Source organism: Pseudomonas sp. P1_F7, assembly GCF_056405655.1.
The window spans coordinates 1-19,665 of the sequence record NZ_JBFUBR010000022.1 but is presented as its reverse complement, the minus strand read 5'-3'; the positions used below and the strand labels follow the sequence as shown (position 1 = coordinate 19,665).

The following is a 19,665-nucleotide window of genomic DNA, read 5'->3' as shown; positions in this document are numbered from 1 at the left end:
GCGTAAAACCTGTTTTTTGCTCTGTAACGTAGCGTTCGGTAACGAATCGCACCGTGTTGGCGTACCTGCCTGTCCATAAAAGGCGTTCTCCAGACAAAAAACTTTCAAGCAGGCCTTAAATTCGGTAATTGGCACGGTATGAGCATATAAGAACTAAAGTGATTGTTGAACAATCATGGCCGCCCTTACTGCTTCCACCTACCGAGGATACGAACATGCAAAAAGGTCTGATGGGCAAGAAAACCACGCGCAACCTCGCGTTGACGATCGCCCTGGCTTGCGTGGCGCCGCTACTGTCTGCCGCAGAGATCAAGGGCACGCTCAAGCAGGGAGAGCTGTCGGTCGGTTCCGACCTGACTTATCCGCCCTACACCTATCTGGAGCAAAAGCAGCCAACCGGCTTCGACCCCGAGTTCATGCAGTTGATAGGCAAACAACTGGGGCTGGAGCCGCGCTTCCTCGACACTCGTTTTGCCAACCTGATACTGGGTGTCAATGCCCAGCGTTTCGACGTGGTCGCCTCGGCACTGTATGTCACCCCGGAACGCTCCAGGCAGGTAGATTTCCTCAGCTACCTGAAGACCGGCTCTTCGCTGATGGTGCTCACCGCCAGCGACTTCAGGCCACAGCGGCCGGAAGACCTTTGCGGCAAGCGCGTGGGCTCGATCAAGGGCGCGTCCTGGGTTCCCAAGCTCAACAAGGTTTCCACCGAATACTGCCTGGCCTCGGGCAAGCCGGCGATCGAGTCTCGTGAATTCCCTACCTCGCCCGAAGCAGCTCAGGCCCTGCTGGCCAAGGCGGTCGATGTGCAGATGGAGGATCCCGCAGTAGCCAAGATCACCGTACAAAAACTGCAGGGCAAAACGGTTATCAGCTCCCGCGAACTGATCTATCCGGTGGTCATCGGGCTGGCCGTGCGCAAAGGCAACCAGGCGTTATTGGGAGAGCTGACCACGGCACTTGGCCAGATCAAACAGAACGGCAGCTACGGTGAATTGCTCGCCCGCTACAACCTGGACGAACCGAATGCCGAGGAGGTCAACGCGGCGCTGGGCACCACCACACACTGAGACATTGCGCCGAGCGCACCCGGCAGCCGATTCATCGATTCTTTCCAGTCTGTGGAAAAATCACAGCAACGCGGAGTAAGTACATGCAATTCGATTGGCACTACACCTTGGGCCTATTGTGGAACGGCGACTTCTGGCGAGCCGTGGCGACTGTGGTCGAGCTGAGCCTGGAAACCTGGCTGCTGGGTATCGTCTTCGGTTTCTTCCTGGCGCTGGCGCGACAGTCGCAACGGCGTTTTCTGCGGGACGCGGCCAGCCTCTATATCTGGTTTTTCCGCAGTCTGCCGTTACTGGTTCTGTTGATCTTCGTCTACAACCTGCCCCAGGCGTTTCCTTCCACCAGTGCGCTGCTTTCCAATCCCTACTCGGCAGGCCTTATCGCTTTGGTACTCAGTGAAGCGGCGTATATCGCAGAGATCCACCGGGGCGGCCTGCTGGCTGTGGCCAAGGGGCAACTGGAAGCGGGCAAGGCCCTGGGCGTCGGCTATCGCGGCGTACAGCGACTGATCGTGGTGCCTCAGGCGCTGCGCGTCGCGTTGCCGACCCTGGCCAACGAATACATCACCATCGTCAAGCTGACCTCGCTGGTTTCGGTGATTTCGCTGTCGGAAATCCTGCTGGTCGGCCAGCAGCTCTACACCCAGAACTTCCTGGTCATGGAGACCATGTTCGCGGTGGCCTTCTACTACGTGTTTATCGTCACGGTGTTCAGCCGCCTGTTGCGTCTGCTGGAAAACCATCTGGACGTGACCCGGCGCAAACCGAAGTGCATCGCCCCCGTCGAACTCGGGCAGGTGGCGACCCGGCGTGCTGTCGGCCAGGCCGAGCCTGGTGAGTTTGCCCTTCAGGCGCGGGGCGTGCGCAAGTCGTATGGCGAACTGGAGGTGCTCAAGGGCGTCGAGCTGAATGTGCGTTGGGGCGAGGTGGTGTCGATCATCGGCCCATCCGGCTCAGGCAAGACCACGCTGATCCGCACCATGAACGGCCTGGAAAGCCTCGACCATGGCGAAATCACTCTGCAAGGCCAACCCTTTCTGCGGGGCAGCAAAGAACCGCAAGGCGCCTTGGGTCACAAGGTGCATATGCAGGGCATCGTGCAGGTCGGGATGGTCTTCCAGGGCTTCAACCTGTTCCCGCACAAGACGGCCCTGGAAAACGTCATGCTTGCACCGGTCTATCACGCCCATGGTGGCGGCGATGATTTGCGCTTGTTGAGCCTGGCGCTGTTGCGCAAAGTGGGCATGTTGGAGCATGCCGGCAAATACCCGCACCAACTGTCCGGCGGCCAGCAACAGCGGGTGGCGATTGCCCGGGCGCTGGCCATGCGACCTTCGGTGATGCTGTTCGACGAGCCGACTTCGGCCCTCGACCCGGAACTGGTCGGCGATGTCCTGGCGGTGATCGAGGAACTGGCGCGCGAAGGCATGACCATGGTGATCGTGACCCATGAAATGAACTTCGCCTTCAGGCTCTCCGACCGGGTGGTGTTTATGGAAGGTGGCGAGATTATCCAGAACGCCGCGCCGCGCGAGATGCTGGAACAGCGAAGCGAGCGCATGACCAGGTTTCTCAAAGACGTACAACTGGCGTGAACGGAGGGAGTGCAACGGTGAGTCAACCCAAGGAAAAAAGCCTGTCGCTGCCGGACCAGGTCGCCATCGAGCTGCGCGAAGACATCATTGGCGGGCGCCTGTTACCGGGCATGCCACTGGTGGAAAGCGAGCTGGTCAACGCCTACAACGCCTCGCGCAACACCGTACGCGAGGCGCTGCACCAGTTGGGTCGCGAAGGCCTGACCAGCTATGTGCGCAACAAAGGCGTGATGGTGCGCCGAATGGGTATCGACGATGTGCGCGACATCTTCAAGGTCCGCCGCACTCTCGAATTGCAGGCGATCGCCGCGAGCAAGCCGTTACGCGAGTACCAGTCCGATCTGATGCTCGATGCCATCGAGGCGGCGCAACTGGCCCAGGATCGCGAGAACTGGCAAGCCTTCGGTACCCACAGCCTGCGTTTTCACCAACACATCGTCGGCCTGATGCGCAGCCCGCTGTTCGACGAATTCTTCACCCACGTGGCGGCCCAGATGCGCCTGGTGTTTTCCAACGCCCCCAGCGAGGAAACGTTCCAGAAACCCTGGCTTGAACGCGACCGGCATATTCACGACCTGCTGGGCGATGGCCGCAAGAAGGAAGCCGAGGAAGCCATGAGCAGCTATCTCAACGACTCCGAACTCGTGCTGCTGGATATTCTGAGCAGCCGACCAAAACACTGAAGAGAGGATCCATCATGTACAAGGATTATCCAGCGGCCTACCAAGTCAGCAAGGGCGCCGCATTGCAGGTAGACAAAGCGTTCTATGACCGCGTGCGCGAAAGCAAGGAAGGCCGCACGCTGGTCGAGCAATTCGAAGTGCCGATTCGCACCGGCCGCGCCTGGAAGGTGCCGGCGGGGCATGTGTTTCGCGTGACCACGCCTGTGGGGCCGCAGGTCGGCGACTTCAACGTGTGGAGCGCCAACGATCCCCGCGAACGCATGTGGGCGGCCCGCACCCGTCAGTTGCAAGGCGCGCACGTCACCACCTACGACCGCTTGTGGTCGAACCTGCCGTTCCTGCGACCGATGGTCACCATCACCGACGACAGCCTGGCCGGCTACGGCATCGACGAACATGGCGGCCGTTTGCACGACCTGCTCGGCACCCGCTGCGATCCTTACGTGAACAAGATGCTCACCGGCGAGGATTTCCATCACCATTGCCACTCCAACCTGACCCGCGCGGTGTTGCCGCACGGCCTGACCGAGTTCGACGTGCACGATGTGTTGAACATTTTCCAGTGCACTGGCCTCAATCACGACGACATGTACTTCATGAAGGCGTGCCCGGCGAAGCAGGGCGACTACCTGGAGTTCTTCGCGGAAATCGACCTGCTCTGCGCACTGTCCACCTGTCCGGGCGGTGACCTGTCATTGCCGATGTGGGGCCCCGACGCGGAGGATCCGCTGAAGGTTTGCCGTCCTCTGGGCGTGGAAATCTACCGTCTCGACGATTCGCTGCTGGAGGGTTGGAAGCAGCCTGAGCGCGCCGCTTATAACGGTAACCACGGCTTGCTGATTCCCAAGGCCGAGTGGGAAAAGTAAAGACCGAGTCGATTGACACCCGGGATGTCCGCCTGCCCCGGGTGTCTTCGCAAGCTGTCGGCGGACGAATGTTCATGAAGGCGCGATGTTGGTAGGTGAGAATTGAGTGAGCCGTTCCTGTCGATCCAGGGAAACAGTGAGCCACCGGTTTGAAGGTTGAGTCCTCTTGGTCATGGGGCCTTAGCGCTGTTGACGTTTTAGCAAATGGCAAACAGGTACTGTGGCACCGGAAAGTCCGCTTTTGGCTGTGGATTCAACCGGTCGACGTTTTCGTCGATGAACTCGACCTGGGTGCACTTGGGTTTGAAGGTGTTGACCCACTTTTCCCATTGGATCAAAGCCAATACAGGATAGCAAAGGACCACAACCAGCCGATGCTGAGGGTGATAGTAAGGTAGATCACCGCAAGTATCAGAGGCTGATTCCACATGACACACCTCCCATAACTGCTGTTTTTACATTGGTGCCTGGTAAATTGGGAGCTCGTATGAGCAGTAAAGCAATAATCAAGCCATTTGAGTAAAAGACGCTTGGCCGCAAGCCTTGGGCCTTTAGCGCTGCGTTCCAGGCTACTTCCTTCAGACGAAAGCTGACCCTAAATCTCCCCCCCCAGAAATGGGGTTCTCCACATGTGGGGGAACATTCGTCCGGATGCCACAGCATCCGCGCTGCTCCTGGATCGGCGGGCACTTCATCGAGCCAAACGAGCAGAACACACAGCAGTCACCGGGATTTGGGTGTAACAGAGTCCTGCAATGGGATCGGCTTTATCGGGGTCATAGTCCTTTCCATTGAAGCGATCTAACCTGGAGTCACTCTACACTCCGTACCTGGGTACAGAATCAAGGGGCGTGTGATGGCGACGGGAATGAGTATCGGCAAGTTGGCGCAAGCTGCTGGCGTCTGGCCGATTGCTGGCTGTCGCGAAGGGGTGGAATCGACCCGGAGCGGACGCTCATGACACAACGCTTATCCCGCGCGGACGTGTAAGGCCGATGACTGGTCCTGACTCGTCTGCGTTTCATTCAGTAATTATGAGGGAGGTGACATTTGCAACGGCTGGTGTCTGTCAAATGTTCGTAGTTTAGGGAGCTGGCCCAACACTTTAAGCTGATATCATTCAAGAACTTGCAAAAGGAGTAGAAAAATATGAATCGTCGTAAAAAAATAACGCAGTTGTTAAAGGCTCACGCCAAAAAGGCCAGTGCCAAATTGGCACCGAAAAGCAAGTCAAAATACATTAGTAAAGCGGACCGATTGAAACTGGCTGCTGAATCCAGTCAGGACTCCAGCATTTCCTCTGAGAACTGATCCATATTGTCGTTCGCCACAAGAAGGGCGGGTATGGCGATTGAGAGAGCCCTGTACCGAACTTTGTGAAAGCCACACGTTTTGAAATTTCCTGCCGCAATCGCGCTCATCCATGGCGGTTTGTGCGAAAGCCCGCACGGTGACCCAAGGTTTTGCACGAATCTTCACCGCTGTCGCTCGTATCATTTCACTCGGAAAATACGGTGAGCATTGCGATGACAAAAAACACAACGTTGTGGGACATCAGTCCGCCCTTGAGTACCGAAACGCCGACCTGGCCGGGTGACACGCCGTTCCAGGAGGAGCGCGTCTGGACCTACGGTCCCGAGTGTCCGGTGAATGTCGGCCGCATCACCCTGTCGCCGCATACCGGCGCCCACGTCGATGCGCCGCTGCATTACAGCGCTGACGGCGCGGCGATTGGCGATGTAGCGCTGGATGTCTACATCGGGCCTTGCCGCGTTTTGCATTGTCTGGACAGCGGCGAGCTGGTACAGCCCGGGCAACTGCAAGGGCGTTTGCACAATGTGCCTGAGCGTGTACTGCTGCGAACCTATCGACAAGCTCCGCAGACGACCTGGGATTTGGGTTTCACGGCCGTTGCCAAGGAAACCATCGCCTTGCCGTTGCGGTTTGCTCATCTGGACGCCAGTTCGGTCAGGGCGATTTTGCGGCCCTTGAGTACGTCACAACGCGGGTCACCCATTCAGCTCACCCGACTTGCACGCCGGAACCGGGCACCAGCCTGGCATTCAAGTCGGGTGAGCGGTGTCAGGTATTACTCTCGGTGAATTTTTCGTAGTACAGGTGCACGCTGTCCAGTGCTTGTGCCTGCAGCCAGGTTTTGATCGACTCAACCATCGGCGGAGGCCCGCAGACGTACATATCGACCTCGCCATCGCGTAATTCAGCAATGTCGAAATGCTCGGCAATGTAGCCGCGCTTGCCGGTCCAGTGTGGCGACGGCTCGCTGACCACCTCGGTGTAGCGCAACCCCGGGATGCGTTGTTCATACGCCAGGATGCGCGCCTGTTCGCACAGGTCGGCCGCATCACGCACACCGTAGTACAAGTGCACGGGCTGCTCGCAGCCGCGCTCGGCGAGTTCGTCGAGCATGCCCAGCAATGCAGAAAGCCCGGTGCCACCGGCCACCAGGATCAGCGGCCTGGCGACGTGTCGCAGATAAAATGCCCCCAGCGGTGCCTCCAGAACGATTTGGTCGCCTACCTGGCAGCGTTCGCGGATGTAGTTGCTCATCACCCCATCGGGAAGCAGACGAATTAGAAACTGCAGCTGATTGTTGACGCTCGGCCGATTGGCGAACGAGTAGGAACGCTTGTTCTCGGTCCCCGGAATCCGCAACCGGGCGTATTGCCCCGGCAGGAAATCCAGTGATTGCCCCACCTGACCCAGATCCAGATGCAGGATCGCGGTGCTGGCCGAGACCTGTTTGACGTCGCTGACCGTTGCCGTGAGTTGATCGGGGCCAGCGGCATTGCACAGGCTGGAGGCGAAGTCGAAATAGAACGCCGCGTCGGATTTGACCCGTGTCTGGCAGGTGAGCATTTTGCGTTGCTGCAGGTCCTGGCTGGAGAGGGCTTCCTCGTCCACATAGTCCTGGCTGTAATCGCCTGACTCGCAACGCCCCTGGCAGGTTCCGCAGACGCCTTCGCGGCAATCCAGGGGAATGTTGATGCCATTGCGCAGGGCGGCGTCGAGCAGAATTTCGTTGGGTTGCACGGGAAAGAACAGCGTTTTGCCGTCGGCAAAGCTGAACGCGACCTTATGGTTCATGCCCCGGTCTCCTTGGATTCAGAGGTGGTAGAAATCGAGTACCGAGTTGATGGTGTCGTTGAGCAGCAGCACATGCTTGCGGGTGATCAGCCAGCTATCGGCGTGGGGCTTGAGGTGATAGGTCGCGCGGCCGAAAAACTGCTCGGATGTCGCCAGGCGGTAGTACAACGTGTGCCAGTTCAGCCGCACCTCCAGCTCGCCGTTTGCAAGCTCGCCGATCCGCACGTTGTTGATCTGATGCAAGGTGCGCGGCATCGGCGTCGAGGATGCGGACTTGCCTGTGCGCAGGCGGAACACGCGGTCTTCCAGGCCTGAACGATTGGGGTAATAGATCAGCGACATTTCGCGTTTGGGGTCGCGGGTGTAGACGTGTTCCGAGTCCCATTGCGGCAAGTGGAACTCGCTGTGCTCATCGAACAGCTTGATGTAGGCGTCCCAATCCTGGGCATCGCACAATTCGGATTTGCGATAGAAAAACTGTTCGATCTGGTACTGCAATTGCGCATTCATCATTGCACCTCACGGAGATTCAGGGATTTGGCGTCCAGACCATCGAGCAGGAATTTCTGCCAGTTGCTGTGCTGGTTGACGTAAAGCCCTTCGTGGGTGAATTCGGTGCCGGTCATGGCCGGGGCAATGCCGATCGCCTCGCTGTTGGGCGTGGCGCCAGTGGCCCAGCGGTGGCTGCCGCGGGAAATATCGCTCCAGCGTTCCAGGCGCGCCTGGAAGCCACGCTGGGCTTCACGGAACTCCACCAGGTCATCCGGTGTGCCCAGGCCCGAGACGTTGAAGAAATCCTCGAACTGGCGAATGCGGTTTTCGCGGTCGGCATCGGACTCTCCCTTGACGCCGATGCATTGGCTGACGATTTCGGTCTTGTTCCATGCCACCGGGCGGATGATGCGCAATTGCGAGCTGATCTGATCGAGGAAAAACAGGCTCGGATAGATATTCAGGTTGCGCAGGCGATGCATCATCCATTCAGCCTTTTGCTGACCGTGTTCTTCGATCAGGCGCGGCATGATCGTCGCGTAGCCTGAGCGCACCGACGGGTTCGGCATGTCGCTGAACAGCACGCTGTGGCCATTGTTGAAGGCGAACCAGCCGTCATCGGTATTGGCATCACCGGCGCCGAGCTTGCTGTAGTCGAGGGTGCTGCCACCGGCAGTGCCGCTCTCACTGTTGACCTGCTGGCGATGTTGCACCGTGGCCACGTAGTTGTAGTGGACCGTGCTGACGTGATAACCATCGAGGCCGTTTTCGTTCTGCAGTTTCCAGTTGCCGTCGTAGGTGTAGGCCGACTTGCCGGGGAGCACTTCCAGTTCGCCGGTGGGTGATTGGGCAACCATCATGTCAAAGAACACTTTGGCGTCGCCGAGGAAGTCTTCCAGGCTGTTGTCGGCGTGCACATCCAGGCTGATGAAGACGAAACCCTTGTAGCTCTGGATGCGCGCTTTCTTCAGGCCGCGGGTGGCTTTGTCGAAGCCTTCCGGGTACTCGCCGGGTGCCTTGACCTTGACCAGGCGACCATCGCTTTTGTAGCACCAGGCATGGAACGGGCAAGTGAAGGTCGACTGATTGCCCTTGCCGACGCGGGTCAGCGTCGTGCCGCGATGCTGGCAGGCATTGATCAGCGCATTGAGCTGACCGTCACCATCGCGGGTGATGATCATCGGCTGGCGGCCGGCGCGCATGGTCACGAAGTCGTGGTTGTTGGCCAGCTCACTTTCGTGGCAAGCGTAGATCCAGTTCTTTTCGAAGATCAGTTCCATCTCCAGATCGAACAACTGCGGCTCGGTGAAGATGTCCCGGGCGATGCGGAATACGCCTTCTGCCGGGCGGAAATCCAGGCAGCTTTGGATAAACGCTTTCCACTGCTCGACGTTTTTTTCGCCACTCATGGTGTGCACCTTTTTTATTGGGCTAATCGGTGTGCCCATTAGAGAAGCGGGGCGGGTGGCGGTCTATCCGATAAGTTGACGAAGGCAGTCCGTAAAATTGGGGGGCAGGTAACAGTTGGTTGGGCAGCGATGACACAAATCCCGCACCAGGTGATAAACGGCTGCACCTGTTTGCGGCAATCAGATACTGTATTTGCAATACGTCGAGTGCGAATCGAGTGTTTTTCCGGCTTCGCCAGCCATGCCTTATCCGCTTAGTTGCCGATCACTATCCATTAAGTGGGCGCTGGTGTTTTATGGCGTGGAAGTTGCTCCTTTCCAGCCTGGTACGCGCCGTCAGAGCGCGCCGAAAAAATTGCCTGTGAGTGCACCGTGATGAGCAGCAAAGTGGATCCGCAGTTTCGCGACATACGCGTCGACAGCGATGACCTGGAGGCCGCCAGAAGCTGGATGTCCGGTATCTGCGGACCCCATCGGCTGGTGAGCGCGACCCCCGAACGCATCCGTTTTCATCACAACGCCAACATGTTCAAATCGATGGCCACCACCCTGGGCACTATCGAATACGGAACCGATGTCACCATCGATATCGAAGACGCCGAGCACTTCAGCAGCTACAGCCTGAGCTTGCCGTTGGTGGGCCAACAGGAGCTGAGCAAGGATGGCAGCGTGGTCAGGTCCGACCGCGATCAAGGGGTCATCGTTTCGCCCAACGAAAACCAGCTGCTGGCGATCTCCGGTGACTGTCGAAAGGTTCAGGTGGTGATTACGCGTATCGCGATGAGCGAAGCTCTGGAGGGGATGTTGCAACGGCCTCTGGACGCGCCGCTGCGCTTCGAGCCGGTAATGGATGCGATCGATGGCGCATCGGCGTCGTGGTGGCGCATGGCGCGTTACTTCATCGACGAGCTGGAGCGCAGCAGCGAACTCTTCGAACAGGTGGCCTTCACCCGGGACATTGAAAGCTCGCTGATCAAAGGCCTGATCCTCGCCCAGCCCAACAACTATTCGCAGGAGCTGCGGGATGTGCTGGGCGTGAAGTTGCCGCACTACCTGATCAGGGCTCGACAGTACATTCACGACAACGCCCGCGAAGCGTTGCACCTGGAGGACATCGAGGCCGCTGCCGGCGTTTCGCGCTTCAAATTGTTCGATGCGTTCAAGAAGTACTTCGCCATGTCGCCGATGGTCTACCTGAAAAAGTACCGCTTGAACGCCGTGCGCCAGGAGATTCTTGAGCACGGCTCGGCACGCAATATTTCCGGGATCGCCATGGGTTGGGGGTTCATGCACCTGGGGCGTTTTTCCACCGAGTACCGCAAGCTGTTCGACGAAACCCCGAGCATGACTTTGCAGCGCAACGAAGCCCGGCGCCTGCACGGGCTTTGAAGGTCGGCGTCATTACTTGCGTACCACCAGATCCAGCAATTGCTCGCGCTCCTTGATTTTTTGCAGGACGATTTCCGAACGTATATCGGTGACGCCGGCGGTGCGGTTGAGGTGGTTGACGATGAAATCCGAGAAGTGTTTGAGGTTGCGGGCCTGGACCCGCAACACATAGTTGCTCGCCCCGGTGATTACATACGCGGTGACCACTTCCGGCCACTGCTGAACCTTCTTGATGAAAGTCTCGTGCCAGTCCTCGACATCCTGTCGCAGCGACACATGAACGATGGCTTCCAGTTCAATGCCCAGCCGCTCGGCATTCAGCACCGCGCGATAGCCGGTGATGATTCCTTCGCTTTCCAGCAGGCGCAACCGGCGCAGACAAGCCGACGGTGACAAGGCGACTTTCTCCGCCAGTTCCTGATTGCTGATACGGCCATCCTGTTGCAATTGATGCAGGATTCGCAGGTCTGTCGAGTCAAGATTCATGGTTTGAATAAATCCGCGTTTATTGTGGTTTGATTCGAATATCCTGCGAAATAACTACTACATGACCGGTTACTTTGCACGAAAATTCTTCAAAGGTTCGTTCATTATCTCTCCACCGAAAGGCAAGCGAATCGCCTTGAATCAGGGCGCCTGAACCGGCTGATGCAACCTGCCCGGATGGCGTCGCATAAAAAAAACAGGACACCCGATGACGACAAGAAACAGTTGCCTGGCGCTTGATGCCCAGGACGCGCTGGCACCCCTGCGCCAGCAATTTGCGCTCCCCGAAGGCGTTATCTATCTCGATGGCAACTCCCTGGGCGCGCGGCCGGTCGCTGCTTTGGCGCGGGCTCAAGCGGTGGTCGAAGAGGAGTGGGGCAATGGCTTGATCCGCAGCTGGAACAGCGCTGGCTGGCGCGAGTTGTCCGAGCGTTTGGGCAACCGTCTGGCGGGCTTGATCGGTGCGGGGGAGGGTGAAGTGGTGGTGACCGATACCACCTCGATCAACCTGTTCAAGGTGCTGAGCGCCGCCTTGCGCGTACAGGCCACCAGGTCGCCGCAGCGGCGGGTGATCGTCAGCGAATCGAGTAATTTCCCTACCGACCTGTACATCGCCGAAGGCCTCGCGCAGATGCTGCAACAGGGTTACACCCTGCGCCTGGTCGACAGTCCTGAAGCGTTGCCGCAAGCGATCGACCAGGACACGGCGGTGGTCATGCTCACCCACGTCAATTACAAGACCGGCTACATGCACGACATGCAGGCCCTGACCGCGCTGACCCACGAGTGTGGCGCGCTGGCCATCTGGGACCTGGCTCATTCCGCCGGCGCGGTGCCGGTCGATCTGCACCAGGCGGGTGCCGATTACGCCATCGGCTGCACCTACAAGTACCTCAACGGCGGGCCGGGCTCGCAGGCCTTTGTCTGGGTTTCGCCGCAGTTGTGCGATCTGGTGCCGCAGCCACTGTCCGGCTGGTTCGGCCACTCGCGGCAGTTCGCCATGGAGTCGCATTACGAGCCGAGCAGCGGCATCGCGCGCTACCTGTGCGGCACCCAGCCAATTACCTCTTTGGCGATGGTCGAGTGCGGCCTGGACGTGTTCGCCCAGACCGACATGGCCAGCCTGCGCCGCAAATCCCTGGCCCTGACGGACCTGTTCATCGAATTGGTCGAGCAGCGTTGCGCGGCTCACGAACTGAAGTTGATCACACCCCGTGAGCACGCCAAGCGAGGCAGCCACGTCAGCTTCGAACACCCGGAAGGTTATGCGGTGATCCAGGCCCTGATCGAGCGTGGCGTGATTGGTGATTACCGCGAGCCACGCATCATGCGTTTCGGTTTCACCCCGCTGTACACGACCTTCACCGAAGTCTGGGATGCGGTACAGATTCTCGGCGAGATTCTCGATCAGAACACCTGGTCGCAAGCGCAATTCCAGGTTCGCCACAGCGTGACCTGAACCCTGCGGCGTCCGTGTCCTGCTGCGGGATTTCCCCCGCGGCAGGGTATCGGTCGCCGGTAATCACCAGTTCTGCAATCACAATAATAAGGAGCACGCAGAATGAAACTGTCCCTCTGGCCTGCCTTGCCGCTCGCCATCTCCAGTTGCTTTGGCCAAATGGCCTGTGCCGCTTCTGACAACGGATTTGTCGAAGACAGCAGCCTGACCCTGACTAACCGTAACTTCTATTTCTACCGCAATAACCTCAACAACCCGGGCGGGCAGAACTATCGGGACGAGTGGGCCCACGGGATCATGCTTGATTACCGCTCTGGCTACACCCAGGGAACGGTGGGGTTCGGGGTCGATGCCTATGCGCAATTAGGCCTCAAGCTCGACAGTGGCAAGGGACGCACGGGCACGGGTTTGCTGCCGGTCGATGCCGATGGCCGTCCCGAGGATGAGTACTCCGAAGCAGGCGGCGCGGTGAAGGCGCGGATTTCCCAGACCGAACTCAAATACGGCAACCTGACCCCGCTCAACCCGGTGTTCGGCACTGGCAATGCGCGACTGTTCACCAGCAGTGCCACCGGCTTTCAGCTGACCAGCAATGAACTCAAGGCTTTGCAACTGGACATTGGTCACTTCACCGCCGGCAACGACAGTAATTCGACCAATGCCGATGGCGCGCTTAAAGCGCTGTACGCCGGTGTGGAAACCCGCAGCGTCGATTATCTGGGCGGCAGTTACGCCCTGAGCGATCAACTGAGTGTCAGCCTCTACGGTTCGCAGTTCACCGACATCTGGCGGCAGTACTACGCCAATACCAACTACACCTATGCCCTTGGTGAAGGCCAGTCGCTGAACCTGGATTTCAATCTCTACCGCACCAACGACAGCGGCCAGAGCCTGGCCGGCAAGATCGACAACACCACCTGGTCGCTGTCCACCGCGTACAAATTCGGTGCCCATCGGTTGACCCTGGCGTACCAGCGGGTCGATGGCGATGAGCCGTTCGATTACCTGGGATTCGATCAGCAACCGGGCACCTCGATTTTTCTCGCCAACTCGATTCAGGTCCTCGACTTCAACGCCCCCAACGAACGTTCCTGGCAACTGCGTTATGACCTGGACATGGCGCCTTTCGGTGTGCCGGGCCTGAGCTTCATGTCGCGTTACGTCAGTGGTGACCACATCGATGACAGCCATTACGACGGCGGACCCAATGGCGCCTATGGACGTTATGGCGATGACGGCAAGCGCTGGGAGCGCGACATTGAGGCGCGCTACGTCGTGCAATCGGGCAAGGCCAGGGATCTTTCAATCCGCGTGCGTCAGGCCAGTGTGCGTTCCACCGCGCAGGTCGCCCGTGCCGACACCACGGACAACAACGAAGTCCGGGTGATCATCGAGTATCCACTGAGTATTTTCTGATCCGTGTCCTGCTGTGTGTGGCTGATCCCCACCGTTAAACCCACGACGTGCTCTTCAAGAAAGACAAAATCCAGAGGACATAAAAATGACCGATAACTCCGGTTTCGAAACGATATCCAACCGTGAACACGGCTTGCGGCGTCAGCTGACGTCGGGGCAGATGAGCATGATCGCCATTGGCGGTGCAATTGGCACCGGGCTGTTCATGGGCAGCGCCTATGCCATCGGTTATGCCGGGCCGAGCGTATTACTCAGCTATGCGATTGGCGCAATCATCACGCTGCTGCTGATGGGCTGCCTGGCGGAAATGACCGTGGCCCATTCGACCTCGGGTTCGTTCGGTGCCTACGCCGAATTTTATGTCAGCCCGCTGGCCGGGTTTCTGGTGCGCTATGCCTATTGGGCGGCGATTGTGCTGGCGGTGGGCACGGAAGTGACGGCGGTGGCGATGTACATGAAGTACTGGTTTGCCAACGTGCCGGAGTGGATCTGGATCGTCTCGTTCTCCAGCGTGCTGATCGTGCTCAATGCCATCAGCGTGAAGACCTTCGGCACCTTCGAGTACTGGTTCTCGACCATCAAGATCGGCGCGATTGTCGGCTTCATCATCCTGGCGGTGTATGTGGTGTTCGGTTCGGGCAATCCGCAATACGGCGTGCACAATTACACCGCTCACGGCGGTTTCTTCCCCAATGGTCTGCAAGGGATGTGGATCGCGGTGATCGTGTCGATCTTCAGCTACCTGAGCGTGGAGATGATCGCGGTGGCTGCCGGTGAGGCAAAAGACCCGGAGCAAGCGGTGAAGAAAGCCTTTCGCGGGACTATCGTGCGATTGGTGGTGTTCTACCTGCTGACCCTGGCGTTGATGCTGGCAATCGTGCCTTGGGTCCAGGCCGGTCATGCCCAGAGCCCGTTCGTCACGGTGATGCAAGCCATCGGCATTCCTGGCGCCACCGGTGTGATGAATTTCGTGATCCTGATTGCGGCGCTGTCAGCGATGAACAGCCAGTTGTACATCACCACGCGCATGATGTTCAGCCTGTCCCGTGCCGGCTACGCGCCAAAATCCATGGGTGTATTGAGCAAGACCGGGATCCCGTTGAACGCGCTGTTGCTCTCGAGTTCGGGTATCGCCCTGGCGACGCTGCTCAACATCCTGTACCCGGAAAGTTCGTTCACCCTGATGATGGCGATCTCGATGTTCGGCGCGATCTTTACCTGGTTCATGATCTTCCTCACGCACTTCTGTTTCCGTCGTTTTCACGAACGCAATGGCAACCGCAAACTGTCGTTCCGCATGCGTCTGTTTCCCTACAGCACATTGCTGGGGCTGGTACTGATGGGGGCGGTGATGATCACCACCTACTTCACTGAGGCCTTCAAGATGACCCTGGTATTCGGGGTGCCGTTCCTGCTGGTGCTGTCGATTGTCTACGGTATTTTCTTCAGGAAACCCCGGGCGGTCACGGTGCTGAGTGCGCAGCCCAAACTCTAGAATGAAGGTCGTGTCTGCTCGTCGAGAGCGAAAAATACAGGCCCCATAAAGAATGCCCGTATCTCACGATACGGGCATTCTTCAATCTGCCAGGCAAGCCTTGCCGTTATGACCCTGTCGTAAAGGTCAGCTGGCTGACAATGGCCATGGCCTTGGGCTGGATGAAGGCCACGTTGGTGTCGGCGTTGCCGGTCCAGGCCGCGTTCAGGGTCTGAAGCTGCAAGGTGGTGCGGTTGAGCGCATCAGGTGCCTTGGCGTCCCAGCCCCCCCCCAACTGAGGTTGTAGAGGATACCGACACTGCCGGCGGCCTCGACCAACACACCGATGTACAGCTTGTTGCCAATCTGCGCCGTGGAAATCATTCGCAATGCGCCGGGCCTTGGACGGCAGTGGCACATCAATCATTTTTGCTGGCAGACCAGCTGCAATCGACACTTCGCAGATGTTCAGCCAGACGAAATCAAACCAGCCCCTTTCCCACGAAATGCTCGCTCCGCAATTCACAGCTTGTAGCCAATCTGCCGCAAAAAATTCTTGCGCCACAGGATGTCTTCATCGCCTTCAATGTCATTGGCACAGAAGCCGTCCACTACGCCCAGGATTGCTCGCCCTTGTTCCGTCTCAGCGAGAATCACTTCGGTTGGATTGGCTGTTGCACAAAAAATACGGCATACCTCTGGAACCATTTTGATGGTGTTTAACACATTCAGCGGATAGAAACCGTCGCCCAGGAAAATGATGAAGCTATGGCCTGCGGCGATGGCTTTCGCATTCTTCTGTGCCAGTTCAATCATTGAGGTATCGGTGCCGGACCATCGCACCAGGCATTTGCCAGAGGCTTCACAAAAGGCCACGCCAAACTGGATACCTGGCACGGCATTAACCAGCGCTTCGTGGATGTCCTCGACAGACTTGATGAAGTGGGTCTGACCCAAAATGAAGTTCGTCACATCCGGCTTATCGATTTTCAACGTGATGAGTTGCATCTCAAACGCCTCCTTTGACGATGTTGCTACCAGAGTCTGGCAACAAACCAAGCATAGCTACTCATTGGTTATTGCTTCGTCCTCTGACGGTTTCTGGCCGGGTGCTGCCTGTCAGGAAGGACCAATAGCAGCCGAAAGCAGGCGGCAGACTCTATCTGCTCTTATTGGGCACGGCTCATCGGACGCCTACGAATTCCTCTCTGGTTTCACCAGGCTGTCAGAGGAGCCCTCAGTCGACTGTGGAAAGCCCATGCTTGTGTGCGTAGGCGTAGAGATCTACGCGGTTCGTCAGGCCCAGCTTGCTGTAGATCGATGTTAAATGGTTGCGCAGCGTGTGCTCGCTGATATGCAGCTTCTCGGCCACCAACTTGCCAGGGGCTGAGGGGTCGCTGGCCAGTGATGCAATGGTTTGCTGCTCGCGACGCGTCAGCTTGGCGATTTTGTGTTGCTCCGGGTCTGTATCGCGCTCGGCTTTCTTGCGCGCCAGTTCAAGGAAGATACGGCTGGTCGCATTGCGGTCAATCCAGAGTTCGCCTTCATGCACTTTTTCTATGGCTTTGAGCAATGTCGATGCGGATGCCGACTCCCGCTTATCCACCACGCCACGTGCGCCCGCCAGCACCGCACTGTCATGCAGCGCCACGTCGCTTGACCCTGTCACTACCAGAATCTTGGCTTTGGTCTGGCTGTGCAAGTCGGCCAGCGACTCGATACAGTCCTCGCTGTCCAGGTCCAGTACCACCACATCTGGTGTGTATTGGTGCAGTGAAAGCAGGTATTGCGCCACCGACGACACCGAGCCCGCCAGCATCAACCTCGGTTGAGCGCTTTCCACCAGACGCTCAAGACCCCAGGCCACGAGCGGTAGTGCTACTAACAGGACTTGAATTGGCATGCAGGCCGCTGCCTCTTTAGACGGGTTGTGTTAGCTGATCATGATAGCAATCGTTGCAGCCCGTAGCTTTTTTCTATGGCGCTTCAGGCACCCCCTCCCATGACATTTGTCCCGTAAAACACTGTTTTCATGGGGGATTGACTCCCAGAAAAAAAGGGATAGCGCACTCATGTAAAAAACCGCGGCCGTTTTTAGACTGCAGTCATGAAAGACGCACACCGAATTGAGCCCCGAGAACAAGTCACCCTGTCGCTGCAACTGATCGGCGGGGGCAGTGGTGTCATCCGTGACATCAGCGCCTCCGGTTTGTATTTCGAAACCGATAGCGAGCAGCAGGTGGGTAGCTTGATTGACTTCGAGATCGAACTCGACACCCCCGGCGGCCCCATGAAGTTCAAGGCGCAAGGACAAATCGTGCGCATTGAGCCACAGGGCGGCAGGATCGGGGCGGGCGTGAAGCTGCTGGCCAGCCGGCTGGTACCGGTGGAGTGAGGTGTTCGTGGGGTGAGGAAGAATCGGCTTGTGGCTGTTAGCGGCCCACAGCGGTTTTTTGCTCAGGGTGACTTCTTAGGGAGAAAGACATGGCTAGCACTACAACTACCGGCGGCGGAACCGTTACCTCGTTTTCCAACACGCCGCAGGCGAAGGATGACGTCTTTACCATCACTGAAAATCTGTTGAGGGTCAGGTATTGGGACGTCATGTCCAATGACCTCGGCGGTAGCGCGAAGACACTCTGGTCACTCGACAATGCGGTGAGCGATCCTACTGCCACCAAGGCTTATGCTCCGGCCGACCTCCTGACCCAGGATACGGCGAGGGCTGAGGGGCTGAGTTCTGACACCAGTTTGAAAGGTGCAAAGATCTGGATCACCTCGGACGGTAAGGTCGGCTATGACGCCGCTTCTTTCTCGCCTGATTTAAAGGCACAAATCCAGGCGCTTGCTACTGGCGAGTTCCTGACGGACAGCTTTACCTATGCGATTCGTCTCGGCAACGGAACGCTCAGTTGGGCCACCGCGACGGTGCAGTTTTCGGGCGTGAATGATGGTGTGGCGATCAGCAGCGGCGCGCAGGCCGGCACGGTGACCGAAGACGCCAACACCACTGCGAGCGCGACCGACTCGCTGACGACCAGCGGCACGATTACCTTCAATGACATCGACCTGAGCGACACGCACATGGCGACGTCCGCACCGGTGAAGGGCAACGCTACTCATCTTGGTACGTTCGAGCTCTTGGAGGTAAGCGAAGCAACGAACGCGGCCGACGGTTCGGTGCAATGGACGTACAACCTAAACAACGCGGCGGCGCAGTACCTGGCCCAGGGACAGACAGTAACCGAAACTTACCTGGTCACCATCAGCGATGGTCATGGATCGTCGGCAACGCAGAATGTGACCATCACCATCACCGGCAGCAACGACGAAGTGCTGGTCAGTGGCGCGGTCGACAGCGGCGAGGTGGTAGAAGATGGCACCGCGCAGGCCAGCGGCACGGTGGACTTCACCGATGTCGACCTGACCGACGATCACCTGGTGACCGCGGCGCCSAAGTCGAGTGACTACAGCACGGCGATGGGTACCTTCAGCGTGGTGGAAACCACCGACACCACCGGCGCCGGCRTCGGCGGGGTCGTGACCTGGACCTATGCCATCGACAACGCGGCGGCGCAGCAGCTGGCCGCCGGCCAGACGGTGCATGAAGTCCACACCATCACCATCAATGACCAGAACGGCGACACCGTCACYCAGGACGTGACCATCACCATCACCGGCGATAATGATGCCCCCACGGTAACCTCTGGGGCGACGGCAAGCGTGGCGGAAAATGCCTTGGCCAGCACTGTGGTGTACGCCGCAACGGCGACTGATCCGGATGCAGGTGACGGCAAGACCTGGACGCTGACAGGCACGGATGCATCGTTACTCCACATCAACTCCAGCACGGGTGAGGTGACGTTAAATGCCTCGGCAGACTATGAAACCAAGTCGAGCTATAGCTTCAACGTAGTGGTCACTGACGACGGTGATTTGAGCGACAGCAAGGCCGTGACTTTGAATATCAACGACGTCAACGAAGCCCCCACGGCAGTCAGCTTCAGCAACACCACAACAGCGATCAATGAAAACGTCGTGGTTGGCGTGGGTATCAAGGTTGCCGATATCGCCATTACCGACGATGCACTGGGTTCAGAAACGCTCAGCCTGAGTGGGGCCGATGCTGCTTCGTTTGCGATAGTCGGCAACGAACTGCGCTATGTCGGCGCATCGCCCAATTTCGAGGTGAAATCGTCCTATAGCGTGACGGTAAATGCCAAT

General features: G+C 58.2%; 20 protein-coding genes and 1 pseudogene. 12 read left to right on the top strand and 9 right to left on the bottom strand.

What is annotated here, in order from left to right:
• Nucleotides 1-215: 215 nt before the first annotated feature.
• The 4 genes from AC1D1M_RS27205 to AC1D1M_RS27190 all read left to right on the top strand — a co-directional run bounded on the left by AC1D1M_RS27205 (nt 216) and on the right by AC1D1M_RS27190 (nt 4,211).
• Nucleotides 216-1,070 carry an ABC transporter substrate-binding protein gene (locus AC1D1M_RS27205; protein ID WP_477778066.1) on the top strand — a complete coding sequence of 285 codons (855 nt, stop codon included), beginning with the start codon at nt 216-218 and terminating at the stop codon, nt 1,068-1,070.
• Between the two features lie 83 nt (nt 1,071-1,153).
• A complete protein-coding gene (locus AC1D1M_RS27200; protein WP_477778065.1) occupies nt 1,154-2,662 on the top strand; it encodes an amino acid ABC transporter permease/ATP-binding protein in 1,509 nt (502 codons plus the stop codon).
• Between the two features lie 17 nt (nt 2,663-2,679).
• Nucleotides 2,680-3,345: a GntR family transcriptional regulator gene (locus tag AC1D1M_RS27195; protein ID WP_223456322.1), complete on the top strand. Its 666-nt coding sequence runs from the start codon at nt 2,680-2,682 to the stop codon at nt 3,343-3,345.
• A 14-nt stretch (nt 3,346-3,359) separates the two neighbouring features.
• Nucleotides 3,360-4,211, top strand: coding sequence for an urea carboxylase-associated family protein (locus AC1D1M_RS27190; protein ID WP_477778064.1), 852 nt, complete (start codon nt 3,360-3,362; stop codon nt 4,209-4,211).
• A gap of 197 nt (nt 4,212-4,408) precedes the next feature.
• Here AC1D1M_RS27190 and AC1D1M_RS27185 read toward each other — a convergent pair whose 3' ends face one another.
• On the bottom strand, nt 4,409-4,549 hold the full coding sequence (locus AC1D1M_RS27185; protein WP_477778063.1) for a hypothetical protein: 141 nt from the start codon (nt 4,547-4,549) through the stop codon (nt 4,409-4,411).
• Between the two features lie 240 nt (nt 4,550-4,789).
• Nucleotides 4,790-4,960 (bottom strand): annotated as a pseudogene (locus AC1D1M_RS27180) (GDCCVxC domain-containing (seleno)protein); the annotation flags it as partial.
• A 400-nt stretch (nt 4,961-5,360) separates the two neighbouring features.
• Between AC1D1M_RS27180 and AC1D1M_RS27175 the strand changes: the two are divergent.
• Both AC1D1M_RS27175 and AC1D1M_RS27170 read left to right on the top strand, forming a co-directional pair.
• Nucleotides 5,361-5,522, top strand: a complete 162-nt coding sequence (locus tag AC1D1M_RS27175) for a DUF2986 domain-containing protein (RefSeq protein WP_477778062.1) — start codon at nt 5,361-5,363, stop codon at nt 5,520-5,522.
• 215 nt (nt 5,523-5,737) lie between these two features.
• Nucleotides 5,738-6,313, top strand: coding sequence for a cyclase family protein (locus AC1D1M_RS27170; protein WP_477778061.1), 576 nt, complete (start codon nt 5,738-5,740; stop codon nt 6,311-6,313).
• On the opposite strand, the gene antC is transcribed toward AC1D1M_RS27170, so the two are convergent.
• Genes antC through antA form a run of 3 tightly spaced genes read right to left on the bottom strand, consistent with a single transcriptional unit; the run spans nt 6,294 to nt 9,217 of the window.
• Entirely contained in the window at nt 6,294-7,316 is a 1,023-nt protein-coding gene (antC, locus tag AC1D1M_RS27165; protein ID WP_477778060.1) for an anthranilate 1,2-dioxygenase electron transfer component AntC, read from the bottom strand. The two genes, AC1D1M_RS27170 and antC, sit on opposite strands and share 20 nt — an antisense overlap.
• Nucleotides 7,317-7,334: 18 nt before the next feature.
• Nucleotides 7,335-7,826, bottom strand: a complete 492-nt coding sequence (gene antB / locus AC1D1M_RS27160; RefSeq protein WP_477778059.1) for an anthranilate 1,2-dioxygenase small subunit — start codon at nt 7,824-7,826, stop codon at nt 7,335-7,337.
• Nucleotides 7,826-9,217 (bottom strand): anthranilate 1,2-dioxygenase large subunit, encoded by a 1,392-nt coding sequence (gene antA / locus AC1D1M_RS27155; protein WP_477778058.1) that lies wholly within the window; start codon nt 9,215-9,217, stop codon nt 7,826-7,828. Before antA ends, antB begins: the two co-directional genes overlap by 1 nt.
• Before the next feature lie 375 nt (nt 9,218-9,592).
• Between antA and AC1D1M_RS27150 the strand changes: the two genes are divergently transcribed.
• Nucleotides 9,593-10,606, top strand: coding sequence for an AraC family transcriptional regulator (locus tag AC1D1M_RS27150; RefSeq protein ID WP_477778057.1), 1,014 nt, complete (start codon nt 9,593-9,595; stop codon nt 10,604-10,606).
• 12 nt (nt 10,607-10,618) lie between these two features.
• Here the strand turns inward: AC1D1M_RS27150 and AC1D1M_RS27145 are convergent, their stop codons facing one another.
• Nucleotides 10,619-11,092: an Lrp/AsnC family transcriptional regulator gene (locus AC1D1M_RS27145; protein WP_007971266.1), complete on the bottom strand. Its 474-nt coding sequence runs from the start codon at nt 11,090-11,092 to the stop codon at nt 10,619-10,621.
• Nucleotides 11,093-11,300: 208 nt separating this feature from the next.
• Between AC1D1M_RS27145 and kynU the strand changes: the two genes are divergently transcribed.
• The 3 genes from kynU to AC1D1M_RS27130 all read left to right on the top strand — a co-directional run bounded on the left by kynU (nt 11,301) and on the right by AC1D1M_RS27130 (nt 15,462).
• Nucleotides 11,301-12,551: a kynureninase gene (gene kynU / locus AC1D1M_RS27140; protein ID WP_477778056.1), complete on the top strand. Its 1,251-nt coding sequence runs from the start codon at nt 11,301-11,303 to the stop codon at nt 12,549-12,551.
• A 102-nt stretch (nt 12,552-12,653) separates the two neighbouring features.
• A complete protein-coding gene (locus AC1D1M_RS27135) occupies nt 12,654-13,967 on the top strand; it encodes an OprD family porin (protein WP_477778055.1) in 1,314 nt (437 codons plus the stop codon).
• Between the two features lie 85 nt (nt 13,968-14,052).
• Nucleotides 14,053-15,462 (top strand): amino acid permease, encoded by a 1,410-nt coding sequence (locus AC1D1M_RS27130; protein ID WP_477778054.1) that lies wholly within the window; start codon nt 14,053-14,055, stop codon nt 15,460-15,462.
• Nucleotides 15,463-15,568: 106 nt separating this feature from the next.
• Here AC1D1M_RS27130 and AC1D1M_RS27125 read toward each other — a convergent pair whose 3' ends face one another.
• The 3 genes from AC1D1M_RS27125 to AC1D1M_RS27115 form a co-directional block, all read right to left on the bottom strand.
• Complete coding sequence (locus AC1D1M_RS27125) at nt 15,569-16,006, bottom strand: hypothetical protein (RefSeq protein WP_477778053.1); 438 nt, start codon at nt 16,004-16,006, stop codon at nt 15,569-15,571.
• Nucleotides 15,964-16,449, bottom strand: coding sequence for an adenosine-specific kinase (locus AC1D1M_RS27120; RefSeq protein WP_477778052.1), 486 nt, complete (start codon nt 16,447-16,449; stop codon nt 15,964-15,966). Before AC1D1M_RS27120 ends, AC1D1M_RS27125 begins: the two co-directional genes overlap by 43 nt.
• Nucleotides 16,450-16,678: 229 nt before the next feature.
• Complete coding sequence (locus AC1D1M_RS27115; RefSeq protein ID WP_477778051.1) at nt 16,679-17,344, bottom strand: LuxR C-terminal-related transcriptional regulator; 666 nt, start codon at nt 17,342-17,344, stop codon at nt 16,679-16,681.
• A gap of 204 nt (nt 17,345-17,548) precedes the next feature.
• Here AC1D1M_RS27115 and AC1D1M_RS27110 point away from each other — a divergent pair, with 204 nt between their 5' ends.
• On the top strand, nt 17,549-17,836 hold the full coding sequence (locus AC1D1M_RS27110; protein ID WP_477778050.1) for a PilZ domain-containing protein: 288 nt from the start codon (nt 17,549-17,551) through the stop codon (nt 17,834-17,836).
• 89 nt (nt 17,837-17,925) lie between these two features.
• Nucleotides 17,926-19,665: VCBS domain-containing protein (locus tag AC1D1M_RS27105; protein ID WP_477778049.1), on the top strand; the 1,740-nt coding region annotated here is incomplete at its 3' end.

What these genes read in the sequence shown, in the direction of transcription:
- antB (WP_477778059.1), bottom strand. Translation starts at nt 7,826, where the DNA reads ATGAATGCGCAATTGCAGTACCAGATCGAACAGTTTTTCTATCGCAAA.
- AC1D1M_RS27115 (WP_477778051.1), bottom strand. Translation starts at nt 17,344, where the DNA reads ATGCCAATTCAAGTCCTGTTAGTAGCACTACCGCTCGTGGCCTGGGGT.
- AC1D1M_RS27145 (WP_007971266.1), bottom strand. Translation starts at nt 11,092, where the DNA reads ATGAATCTTGACTCGACAGACCTGCGAATCCTGCATCAATTGCAACAG.
- AC1D1M_RS27120 (WP_477778052.1), bottom strand. Translation starts at nt 16,449, where the DNA reads ATGCAACTCATCACGTTGAAAATCGATAAGCCGGATGTGACGAACTTC.
- AC1D1M_RS27200 (WP_477778065.1), top strand. Translation starts at nt 1,154, where the DNA reads ATGCAATTCGATTGGCACTACACCTTGGGCCTATTGTGGAACGGCGAC.
- AC1D1M_RS27130 (WP_477778054.1), top strand. Translation starts at nt 14,053, where the DNA reads ATGACCGATAACTCCGGTTTCGAAACGATATCCAACCGTGAACACGGC.
- kynU (WP_477778056.1), top strand. Translation starts at nt 11,301, where the DNA reads ATGACGACAAGAAACAGTTGCCTGGCGCTTGATGCCCAGGACGCGCTG.
- AC1D1M_RS27170 (WP_477778061.1), top strand. Translation starts at nt 5,738, where the DNA reads ATGACAAAAAACACAACGTTGTGGGACATCAGTCCGCCCTTGAGTACC.
- AC1D1M_RS27150 (WP_477778057.1), top strand. Translation starts at nt 9,593, where the DNA reads ATGAGCAGCAAAGTGGATCCGCAGTTTCGCGACATACGCGTCGACAGC.
- AC1D1M_RS27205 (WP_477778066.1), top strand. Translation starts at nt 216, where the DNA reads ATGCAAAAAGGTCTGATGGGCAAGAAAACCACGCGCAACCTCGCGTTG.
- antC (WP_477778060.1), bottom strand. Translation starts at nt 7,316, where the DNA reads ATGAACCATAAGGTCGCGTTCAGCTTTGCCGACGGCAAAACGCTGTTC.
- AC1D1M_RS27135 (WP_477778055.1), top strand. Translation starts at nt 12,654, where the DNA reads ATGAAACTGTCCCTCTGGCCTGCCTTGCCGCTCGCCATCTCCAGTTGC.
- AC1D1M_RS27110 (WP_477778050.1), top strand. Translation starts at nt 17,549, where the DNA reads ATGAAAGACGCACACCGAATTGAGCCCCGAGAACAAGTCACCCTGTCG.
- AC1D1M_RS27190 (WP_477778064.1), top strand. Translation starts at nt 3,360, where the DNA reads ATGTACAAGGATTATCCAGCGGCCTACCAAGTCAGCAAGGGCGCCGCA.
- AC1D1M_RS27175 (WP_477778062.1), top strand. Translation starts at nt 5,361, where the DNA reads ATGAATCGTCGTAAAAAAATAACGCAGTTGTTAAAGGCTCACGCCAAA.
- antA (WP_477778058.1), bottom strand. Translation starts at nt 9,217, where the DNA reads ATGAGTGGCGAAAAAAACGTCGAGCAGTGGAAAGCGTTTATCCAAAGC.